This window comes from Caulobacter sp. P4_E5 (assembly GCF_056401555.1).
On record NZ_JBFUJD010000132.1, the window covers coordinates 1 to 9,731 of the forward strand.

The 9,731-nt window shown below is 73.3% G+C and carries 12 protein-coding genes; 7 read left to right on the forward strand and 5 right to left on the reverse strand.

Going from position 1 to position 9,731, the window contains the following annotated elements; all coding sequences use genetic code 11:
• The 3 genes from AC1DSO_RS24050 to AC1DSO_RS24060 all read left to right on the forward strand — a co-directional run.
• The coding region (locus AC1DSO_RS24050; RefSeq protein WP_477071208.1) for an O-antigen ligase family protein at positions 1 to 615 on the forward strand (615 nt) is incomplete at its 5' end.
• On the forward strand, positions 612 to 1,319 hold the full coding sequence (locus AC1DSO_RS24055) for a TylF/MycF/NovP-related O-methyltransferase (RefSeq protein ID WP_477071209.1): 708 nt from the start codon (positions 612 to 614) through the stop codon (positions 1,317 to 1,319). The genes AC1DSO_RS24050 and AC1DSO_RS24055, both read left to right, overlap by 4 nt.
• Complete coding sequence (locus AC1DSO_RS24060) at positions 1,316 to 3,043, forward strand: ATP-binding cassette domain-containing protein (protein ID WP_477071210.1); 1,728 nt, start codon at positions 1,316 to 1,318, stop codon at positions 3,041 to 3,043. Before AC1DSO_RS24055 ends, AC1DSO_RS24060 begins: the two co-directional genes overlap by 4 nt.
• Before the next feature lie 4 nt (positions 3,044 to 3,047).
• On the opposite strand, the gene AC1DSO_RS24065 is transcribed toward AC1DSO_RS24060, so the two are convergent.
• The 5 genes from AC1DSO_RS24065 to AC1DSO_RS24085 form a co-directional block, all read right to left on the reverse strand.
• Positions 3,048 to 3,728 (reverse strand): TorF family putative porin, encoded by a 681-nt coding sequence (locus tag AC1DSO_RS24065; RefSeq protein ID WP_477071218.1) that lies wholly within the window; start codon positions 3,726 to 3,728, stop codon positions 3,048 to 3,050.
• A 7-nt stretch (positions 3,729 to 3,735) separates the two neighbouring features.
• Complete coding sequence (locus AC1DSO_RS24070; protein WP_477071211.1) at positions 3,736 to 5,055, reverse strand: S8 family peptidase; 1,320 nt, start codon at positions 5,053 to 5,055, stop codon at positions 3,736 to 3,738.
• On the reverse strand, positions 5,052 to 5,681 hold the full coding sequence (locus tag AC1DSO_RS24075) for a zf-HC2 domain-containing protein (RefSeq protein ID WP_477071212.1): 630 nt from the start codon (positions 5,679 to 5,681) through the stop codon (positions 5,052 to 5,054). The genes AC1DSO_RS24070 and AC1DSO_RS24075 overlap by 4 nt, the downstream gene beginning before the upstream one ends.
• Before the next feature lie 8 nt (positions 5,682 to 5,689).
• A complete protein-coding gene (locus tag AC1DSO_RS24080) occupies positions 5,690 to 6,289 on the reverse strand; it encodes an RNA polymerase sigma factor (protein WP_200939243.1) in 600 nt (199 codons plus the stop codon).
• Positions 6,290 to 6,363: 74 nt separating this feature from the next.
• Positions 6,364 to 7,179, reverse strand: coding sequence for a metallophosphoesterase (locus tag AC1DSO_RS24085; RefSeq protein ID WP_477071213.1), 816 nt, complete (start codon positions 7,177 to 7,179; stop codon positions 6,364 to 6,366).
• A 161-nt stretch (positions 7,180 to 7,340) separates the two neighbouring features.
• Here AC1DSO_RS24085 and AC1DSO_RS24090 point away from each other — a divergent pair, with 161 nt between their 5' ends.
• The 4 genes from AC1DSO_RS24090 to AC1DSO_RS24105 all read left to right on the forward strand — a co-directional run.
• A complete protein-coding gene (locus AC1DSO_RS24090; protein WP_477071214.1) occupies positions 7,341 to 7,664 on the forward strand; it encodes a cupredoxin domain-containing protein in 324 nt (107 codons plus the stop codon).
• Between the two features lie 121 nt (positions 7,665 to 7,785).
• Positions 7,786 to 8,457, forward strand: a complete 672-nt coding sequence (locus tag AC1DSO_RS24095; protein ID WP_477071215.1) for a class I SAM-dependent methyltransferase — start codon at positions 7,786 to 7,788, stop codon at positions 8,455 to 8,457.
• 1 nt (position 8,458) lies between these two features.
• A complete protein-coding gene (locus tag AC1DSO_RS24100; RefSeq protein WP_477071216.1) occupies positions 8,459 to 9,517 on the forward strand; it encodes an amidohydrolase family protein in 1,059 nt (352 codons plus the stop codon).
• A partial coding sequence (locus AC1DSO_RS24105; RefSeq protein WP_477071217.1) for a hypothetical protein occupies positions 9,514 to 9,731 on the forward strand: 218 nt, incomplete at its 3' end. The genes AC1DSO_RS24100 and AC1DSO_RS24105, both read left to right, overlap by 4 nt.

The following is a 9,731-nucleotide window of genomic DNA, read 5'->3' on the forward strand; positions in this document are numbered from 1 at the left end:
GCCCTGGCCTGGCGCGCCACGGGCCAGCGCCTGTGGCCCGCGCGCCGCGCCGCGCGGCTGATCGCGGTCGGCGGGCTGGCGCTCGTCGTCGCCGGACTGGCCCTGACCATCGCCAGGGGCGGCGCCGTCGGCCGGCTGGCCCCCGCCGACATCGCCGGCGAGACCCGTCTGGCCATGCTGGAGCCGCTGCTGACCACGGCCAAGGCCTTCATGCCCCTGGGCGCGGGCTTTGGAACCTTCGACGGGGTCTATCGCCAGTTCGAGCCCCACGCCTTGCTCTCGACCATCTACATGAACCAGGCGCACAACGAGCCGCTGCAACTGGCCATCGAGGGCGGAGTTCCGGCCCTGGCCCTGCTGGCGGGGTTCGCTGGATGGTGGGGGCGCGCCGTCTGGCGAACCACGCGCCGCGACCGGGCCGTCACGCCGGATCGTGGAGGCCGCCGCCGGGCGATGGCCCTGGCCGCCGCCACGGTGACCCTGATCCTGATGATCTCCAGCCTGGTCGACTATCCGCTGCGCACGCCGCTGCTGGGGGCCCTGTTCGCCGTGGCGTGCGTGGAGCTGATCGCCGCCGCCCGCGAACGGCCTTCGACCGGGGAGGCGCGGCCTTGAGCCTCAGCTCGCCCGGCCTGGGCCAGCGCCTGTCGCCGGGCGCGCTGCTGCGGCGCCTGCTGGCGGCGCGCGGCTCGATCCAGACCCCGCTGGCGGCCGAATGGCGCCCTGCCTTGGAGGCGATCGGTGAGACCCGGCGGCGGACGGCGCTGCTGATGAACGACGCGGCCGCGCTGCAGATCCAGATCTGCGTCGCGGCCGCCCGCCGCCTGCCGGGCGTGATGGCCGAGGCCGGGGTGCTGATGGGCGGCAGCGCGCGGCTGATCTGCGAGGCCAAGGGGCGAACGCCGCTGCACCTGTTCGACGTGTTCGAGACCTTGCAGGACGACCGCCCGGCCGACACGGACGCCGAAGCGGTGCGCGCTCATTTCGGCGCGGTCCACGGTCAGCGGCTCGAGGTCGAACGGCTGCTGGCCGACTATCCGGGCGTGCAGCTGCACCCCGGCCTCTTTCCCCGCTCCGCCCTAGGGCTGGAGGCGCTGGGCTTCTCGTTCGTCCATCTCGACCTTGACCTGCCCACGGGCACCCGCGCCGGGCTGGAGTTCTTCCACCCGCGCCTGACGCCGGGCGGCATGCTGCTGGGCGACGACCATGACGACCCGGGCGTGCGCGCGGAGTTCGCCGACTATTTCGCCGCCCGGCCCGACACGGTGATCGGCCTGCCCTGGGGCCAGGTGCTGGTCGTCAAGCAGGGCGCGGGATGAGCGCCGCGCCGGGGCCGCGCGAGGATGCGGACGCCGGGCTGGTCGCCTTCGTTCGCGCCTTCCTGGCCTTCGCGCGCTGGCGGGCCGCCGCCGCCGCGGCGCTGGTGGCGCTGGGGGCGGTGTTCGAGGGCATCGGCCTGCTGCTGCTGGTTCCGCTGCTGGGCCTGGTCCTGACACCCGGCCGCGACTTGGGCGGACCGCTGATGTCGCGGCTGGCCCCGGTGCTGGGACGCTTCGACCAGACCCAGCGCCTGCTGATCCTGCTCGCGGCCTTCGCGGCGCTGATGGCGGTCCGGGGCCTGGTGCTGTCCTGGCGGGACCGGCGGCTGAACGCCCTGCAGATGGCCTTCGTCGAGTCGATCCGGATGAGGCTGGTCCGGCGGATCGCCAGCGCCCGCTGGCGCGATGTCGTCGGCGTCAGCCAGGCGCGGATGACCCAGGCGCTCAGCGTCGAGATCCACCAGATCGGCATCGCCGCCCACTCGGCCCTGCTGGCGGTGACCGCCCTGGCCATGCTGGTCGGCCTGGGCGGGCTGGCCTTGAGCCTGACGCCGCTGGGCGGGGCGGTGGCGTTCGGTTTCGCCGGCCTGGCCGCCCTGGCCAGCCGCCCGTTCCTGGCGCGCGCCCGGATCCTGGGCCGCGCGATCACCGACGCCCATTTCGGCATGGCCGAGGGGGCCTCGGCGTTCCTGGGCGGGCTGAAGCTGGCCCGGGCCGAGCGGCTGCAGGAGACCTTCGTGGCCGAGTATCGCCGCGCGTCCGGCGCCGCGATCCGCGACCGGCTGGACTTCGCCGGCCAGCAGACCGCGCTGCGCGGCGTCGCGACCGGGCTGGCCGCGGCGATCGGGGCGGCGGTGCTGGTGGCGGGCGTGGCCTGGCTGCACCTGCCGGCTCCGGTGCTGCTAGCCCTGCTGCTGGTGCTGGCGCGGATGAGCGGCCCGGCCCAGCTGGCCCAGCAGGGCGTCCAGCAGGTGCTCCATAGCCTGCCCGCCTACGCCGTCGTCCGAGCGCTGGAGCGGTCGCTGAGCGACGCCGCCGTCGACGATCCAACGCCTTCGCCGCCGTGCGCGGTCGGCGAGGCCGTGGCGCTGCACCGCGTGACCTATCGTCCTCCAGGCGCGACCGCGCCGCTGCTGGAGGCCAAGAGCCTGGTCATCCCCGCCGGCGCGTTCGTCGGATTGGTGGGGCCGTCGGGCGTGGGCAAGACCACCTTCCTCGACCTGGTGGCCGGCCTGCTGGTCCCCGAGACCGGATGGCTGGCGGTCGGCGACGGCCGGCGCGAGCGCCTGGCCTATGTGGCGCAGGAGGCGTTCCTGTTCGACGGCTCGGTGCGTCGCAACCTGGCCTGGGGCTGTCCCGAGGCGACCGAGGCCGAGATGGTCGAGGCGCTGGCGCTGGCCCAGGCCGGCGACCTGCTGGCGCGGCTGGGCCTGGACGGCGCCGTCGGCGATCGCGGCGCGCGGGTCTCGGCCGGCGAGCGGCAACGCCTGGCCCTGGCGCGCGCGGTGCTGCGCCGGCCGGGCCTGCTGATCCTGGACGAGGCGACCAACGCCCTGGACGTGGCCACCGAGCGGGCGATCCTGGCGCGGCTGGACCGGCTGCGGCCGGCGACGACGATCCTGATGGTCTCGCACCGCGCCGAAAGCTTGGCCCTCTGCGACCACCTGCTGACCTTCCCGGATCTGCGGCTGCGCAAGCGCGAACCGGCGGCCATGGCGGGTTGAGGGCCTAGAACGTCCAGCTGGCGCCGAAGGTCAGGGCGGGATTGCCGTCCAGGCGAAGGTCTCGCCCGCCGGGCGCCTCGGCCCCGGTGAGGGCGGCCTGCAGCTCCAGGCGGTCGAACCGCCGCGAGGCCCCGACACGCCAGACGATCCGGTCGGTGCAGCGCTGACCCGCCGGCGCGTCCACGCAGGTCAGATAGCCCAGATGGCCGTCGAGGCGCAGCTTGGCGACGGTGTCGACGCCGGCGTTGATCTCGCCGTACACGGTCTTGACGCCGTGGCGCAGATAGTTGGGCGAATAGCTGATCCGCGCCGAGACGTCGCCGGCGCTCAGGCCGACATAGCCTTCGGTGTACCGGCCGGTGGTCCTGGGGCTGTAGTGCTGCATGCGGCTGGTCTGGACGACGCCGGTGTCGAGGGTGAGGCGGTCGTTCAGCCGGCGCGCATAGCCGACATTGCCGATCAGGCCCACGACGTCCAGATCGTCGTCGCGGCCCTTGCCGCCGATCACCGAACCGTTGGCGTAGAGGCCGGAGGCGTGGTCGTAGGAGAGGTCCAGCACGCCGACGGCGCGACCGTCGCTGATGGAATAGCCGCGCAGGCGATAGTCGCTCTGGACGGCGACGCCGCCCGAGACCTGGGCGAGGGCGGGGGTGGCGGCCAAAAGGCTAGCCAACAGGGCGGCCAGAAGGGCCTTAGCGGGTGCTGGCCTGCGCCGCGCGCGCGGCCAGGGCGCAGGCGCCCGTGCAGCCGCCGATTCCCCTGAGCACCGTGGCGTAGGCGTCGACGAYGCCGCCTTGCGGGCGGGAGGCGACGAGCAGGGTCGGGAAACTGGACGCACGGCCTTCACGAACAAGCGCGATCAAACCGCTGACGTGCGCCGCCGCATACGAACTGCCGTTGACCAGATTCCATTTATCCCCCGGCTGGGTGGTCGGTACGTCGCGATCGGGCGCACTGTACACGCCGGGCGGAACCGTCGCCAAGGATTCCGCCGCCACCCCGATCACGCCGGGCTGCGAGGCCGGAAACCCGCCCTTGGGCAGGCTGGGATCGAACGCGGCCACCACCGAGATCCGGCGGGTGGCGGCCACGGCGATCAAGGCGGTGAGCAGACGATCCTGCGGGCCGGTCAGGCTGAGATTGATCACCTCGGCGCGATGGTCGATCGCGAAGTGCAGCGCCTTGGCCAGGCTGAGGCTGTCGCACAGGGTGGGCGAGGACGCCGAGCCGATGTCGACCTGCCAGCAGGCGCGCAGGGCCATCAGCCGGGCGCCCGGCGCGACGCCCGAGATGCCCAGGCCGTTGCCGGACTTGGCCGCGATCACCCCGGCGACGCCGGTGCCGTGCCGTTCGGGCGCGGCCGGGCGGCCGGCCACGAAGTCCTGGTCGGCGACGAACTGGCCCGCCAGGTCGGGATGGTTGACCTGGATCTTGCTGTCGACGACCGCGACCTTGACGCCCTTGCCGGTGGCGACCTTGTGCAGGTCGGCCAGCCGCCAGGCCGCGGCGGCCGGTTGCGCCGCGAACAGCGGGTCGTTCTCGCGGTCGTAGCTGCCCTGGGTGCGATAGATCTGCAGCGGCTCGGACCAGGCCACGCGGGGGTCGTGCGAGACCTGGGCGGCCGCGATCTCGGCCGCCTGCCCCTGGGGCGCGCGCATCACGTAGCAGTCCAGCCCGACCAGCGGCATGGGCCAGCCGTCGCCGACCAGGGCCAGGCCGTACCGCCGGGCGATCGACTCGGCCAGGCGCTTGCGGGCCCCGCGCGAGAAACGGTCGCCGTAGCTTCCGCCATAGGCGGCGCCGGGCCGGTAGTGTTCCGGGGTCAGGCGCAGCATGACCAGCACGTCGCGCGGCGTGGCGTTCGCGGTGACGGCCGGTGGCAGGGTCTCCGCGTGCACGGGAGTCTGGGCGCGGGCAGGGGTCTGAGCAAGGGTGGGGGTCACGCTCGCGACGGCGAGCAGGCACGCGCCGACCAGCGCGCCCCAGCCGGCTGCGGAGCGTCGCGGCCTCACGGCTTGGGGTCTCCGTCGATCGGCTCGGCCAGGGTCACGTCGCCGTTGGCGCGCAGATGGGCCAAGGCTTCGGGCCGGCGAGCGGCGTCCACATGCAGCACATAGGCGTCGGCGGTGGTGGGGCCGTCGACCACCCGGGCGCCGACGCCGCGCAGGGCGCCGCGCAGGGCCGCCTCGGAGATCTCCGGCTTGAAGATCACCACCAGGTTGCCGTTGACCGGCGGCGTGGAGGCTCCCAGCGCGCGATAGGTGCGCACCGGCGAGGGGATCAGCAGGGCGCCGCCGACCACCACGGCCAGGCAGGCGGCCTGGGCCGCGAGAACCCAGCCGAGCGGAACGCGGCGACGCAGCAGGCTCGGGGCCGCCGGGCCGCGGTCCGCGCGGCCGCCGCCTTCCAGCTGGGCGCGCATCCGCTCCCACCCGTGCTCGACGTCCAGGGGCAGATGGGCGACTTCACGGCTCAGGGCGCGCTCGTGCTCGACGTCGGCGCGGCATTCGTCGCATTCGGTCAGGTGCTTTTCGACCGCGCTCGCTTCGGCGGGGTCGAGGGTCCCGTTGACGTACCAGGGCAGCAGGCCTTGGGCCTGCTGGTGCCGGGCGTCCTGAAGGTTGAAGATCTGGGTCATGGGAAATCCTACAGCCAGTCCGGCAGTTCGCCCGCCAGCTGGCGTCTGAGATAGCGTCGGGCGTGGAACATGCGGGTCTTCACGGTGTCCACCGGGCACTTCATGATTTCGGCGATCTCTCGATAGCCCATTTCATGGAAATAGGTGAACTCGACGACCGCCCGATGTTCCGGCGACAGCACCTCGATCGCTTGTTGCAACAGGACCTGGGCGCGGCTTCGCCCCAGGTCGTCCTCCGGCGTCGGGTCCAGGCTGGGACGCTGCTCGGCGGCCGGGTCGTCGATCGGCTCGTCCTGCTTGCGCAGCGCCTTCATCGCCTTGCGATAGGCGATGCCGAACATCCAGGTCGACAGCTTGCTGGTCCCGTTGAAGGTGTCGGCCTTCTCCCAGACCACCATCAGCGTGTCGTTCAGCACCTCCTCGACCAGGGTCGGGCGGTGGATCAGGTTGATCAGGAACCGCGTCAGCCGGGGGTGATAGATGCGGTAGAGCGCCTCGAACGCGGTGACGTCTTTCGCGCGGATCCGCGCGACGAGCTCGGCGTCGCTGATGGAGGGCGCTGCCCTGGAGGTCTCGCGCGGGCCTATTCCGATGCTCCTGACGTTCACGGTCTCATCTCGCTTCCGATCGTGAGTGCCCGTGGGACGGCGAAAGGTTTAGCGGACAATCGACAATAGCCGGTTCACGCCGTGTCCCGGCGGATTTCGACGCCGCCGGGGCCGGCGACCGCCTGGATGACCCGTCGCTCGATCCCCTCCAGCCGGCAGGCGCTGAGCACGCCGGAGGCATGGGCCTCGGTGTCCAGGCCGATGCGGCGGTGGTCGGCGTGCACGCGGGCCGAGGGGGTGTGGCCATGCACGACCAGCTTCTCCAGCGGGCGGACGCAGGTCAGGAACGGGTCGCGGATCCACAGCAGGTCGCGCGCGGCCTGGGCCGCCAGCGCGACGCCGGGGCGGACGCCGGCGTGGACGAACAGGTAGTCGCCGCAGGCGTAGGACAGCGCCAGGTCGGGGAAGAAGGCTTTATGCGCGGCGGGCAGGGCGGCGGCGAAGGCCTCGCGCGTGTCGCGCCAGGCCCGCATGTCGGTCGCGTCGTCCGGGGCCGGCGTTCCGTACGAGGCCAGGGTTTCGCGGCCGCCGTGCCTGGCCCATGACGGCCCCAGCTCGGCGTCCGCCAGGAAGTCGACGAGGGCCTGGTCGTGATTGCCGCGCAGGCAGCGCAGCTCGATGGCCGGCTCGGTCGCCAGGCCCAGCATCAGGTCGACGACGCCGCGCGAGTCCGGTCCCCGGTCCACATAGTCGCCCAGGCCGACGATCACCGCCCGCTCCGCGCCGGCGGCGTCTTCCAGCAGGGCGTCCAGCAGCGGGGCCAGAAGGTCGGCCCGGCCGTGGACGTCGCCGATGGCGTAGAGCGTCAGGCCGTCGGGAACGCGGGCTGGCGTCTTGCGCGCGATCCCCTTGCCCGCGATCCGACGCGGTCGGCCAAGCTGCAGTTTCATCCAGGGTCCAGGCTGCGGGCGCCGACGGCGACGGCCGGCGAGCATCAGTGCCGGGTCGGCCCGCCGGGGTTCAGGACCCGCGCGCCGGATTTCGCGGGCGGCCCTTAAACCTTCCGCGCTCCAGGCGGCATTCATCGGCAACCCGAATGGAGGATCGCCCCGTGAAGACACTCGCCTCGATGCTGGCCCTGGCCGCGACCCTGGTCACCGCGCAAGCGGCGATGGCCCAGGCCGCCGAGCCCACCGTCGTCATGTCCAGCATGAGCTACGGCAAGATCCCGTCCGGCCTGAAGGTCGGCGACACGGTCACCTGGATCAATCGCGACAGCGTTCCGCACACGGTGACGGCGCGCGATCACAGCTTCGACCTGCGGGTCGCGCCCGGCCAGACGGTGAAGATGCCGCTGCGCAAGGCCGGCGTGTTCCCGTTCTTCTGCACCTACCACACGATGATGCGCGGAACCCTGACCGTGGCGCCGCAGTAGCGGCCGCCTCTTTGAACTTCCCGAGGCCGCCCGGGAACACATCCGCAGGTTCAATTCGGACGGCGCCGTGGCCCTTTCTCGCTCCTTGGATGCAATGCCATTGCCGTCGGCGCGGGGTCCCGTGCTCGACGTTCGCGAGGGCTATCGCCGCTGGGCGCCGACCTATGCCGCCGAGACGGCCATCTCGCATCTTGAGACCGATCTCGTCTCGGCCCTGACCCCGCCGCTGGCCGGCAAGCGGTTGCTGGACGCCGGCTGCGGCACCGGCCGGCGCCTGGTCGAGGCCGGGGCGGCGCTGGCGGTCGGCGTCGACCTCAGCCCCGAGATGCTGGCGGCCGGCGTCGGCCTGGACGTCCATCGCCCCGGCCTGCGGACCCTGGTCGGTGACGTGCGCGACCTGCCGTTGCCCGACCGCGTCTTCGACGTCGTCTGGTGCCGGCTGGTGCTGGGCCACCTGCCCGAATGCGGCCGGGCCTATGGCGAGTTGGCCCGGGTCGCCGACGCCGGTGCGACGATCATCGTCACCGACTTCCACCCGGCCGCCGCCGCCGCCGGTCATCGCCGCACCTTCCGCGACGCGGCGGGGGTGCACGCGGTGGAGCACTACGAGCACGGGATCGAGGGCCACCTGGCCGCCGCCCGCGCGGCGGGCCTGACCCTGGCGGCGCGGCGCGAGGCCCGGATCGGCGAAGGCGCGCGGCCGTTCTACGCCGACGCCGGCAAGCTGGACCTCTATCAGAGAGACCTGGGCCTGCCCGTCGTGCTGGCCCTGGCCTTCGAGCGCGGCGCCTGAGATGCGGCTGCTGGTCGTCGCCCGCAACGCCGTCGTCGCCGTGGAGGGCGAGCGTTTCGTCGAGCCCGAAGGGGCCTTCGACCTGGTGCTGGAGTTTCCGGACGCCGAGGCGCGGCCGGGCCTGGTCAACGCCCACGACCATCTGCACCGCAACCACTACGGCCGGCTGGGCCGCCCGCCCTACGCCAACGCCTACGACTGGGCGCGCGACATCCAGGCCCGCGACGCCGACCACATCGCCGCCCGGCGCGCGACCGCGCGGCGCGACGCCCTGCTGGCGGGGGCCTGGAAGAACCTGGCGGCCGGCGTCACCACGGTGGTCCACCACGACGCCTGGGAAGCCGACTTCGAAGCGGACTTTCCGATCCGCACGCCGCGCGTCGCCAACGCCGACTCGCTGGGCATGACGCCGGGGCTGGACGGCCTCGACGACGACGCACCCTACGGGCTGCACCTGGCCGAAGGCGTCGACGCGGCGGCGGCGGCCGAGGTCTGGGCCTTGGACGCGCGCGGCTTGCTGACCGAGACCCTGCTGGCCGTCCACGGCGTCGGCGTCGATCGCGCTGGGGCCGAGCGCTTCGGCGAGTCCGGCGCAGCCCTGGTCTGGTGCCCGACCTCGAACCTCTTCCTGTTCGGCCGCACCGCGCCCGCCCAGATGCTGGACGCCGGCGACGTGCTGCTGGGCAGCGACTCGCTGCTGACCGGGGCGGGGGATCTGCTGGACGAGCTGCGCCGCGCCCGCGGCCTGGGCCTGCTGGACGACGGGCGCCTGGAGAGCGCCGTCGGCGCGACCGCCGCGCGGCGCCTGGGCCTGCCGACCGGCGGCCTGGAGCCTGGCGCGCCGGCCGACCTGGTCGTGCTGGCCCGGCCCCTGCTGGAGGCCGACGCCGGCGACGTGCTGCTGGTCGTGGTCGGCGGCGTCGTCCGCCTGGCCCATCCCGATCTCGCCCCCCGCCTGAACCCCTTCGCCGCCGCGCCGCGGCAAACCCGGATCGGTCCGATCGCCCGCTGGGTGAACGGTCCGGTCCCCGCGCCACCCCTTATGAGGTCGTTCCCATGATCCACGGATTCACGTCCGCGCCCCGCCGAGCCGGGGCCAGCGCTGCCGCCCTGGCCGCCGCCCTGTGCGGCCTGGCCGCCGCGCCCGCCCTGGCCCAGGAGGCGTCGCCGCCGCCCGCGCCGAGCGGCTCCCAGACCGACATCTTCTCGAAGAACACCCTGTCGGTGCTGGTCGACGCCCGGCTGGTGGTCGCCAATGGCGCGACGTCCTATGT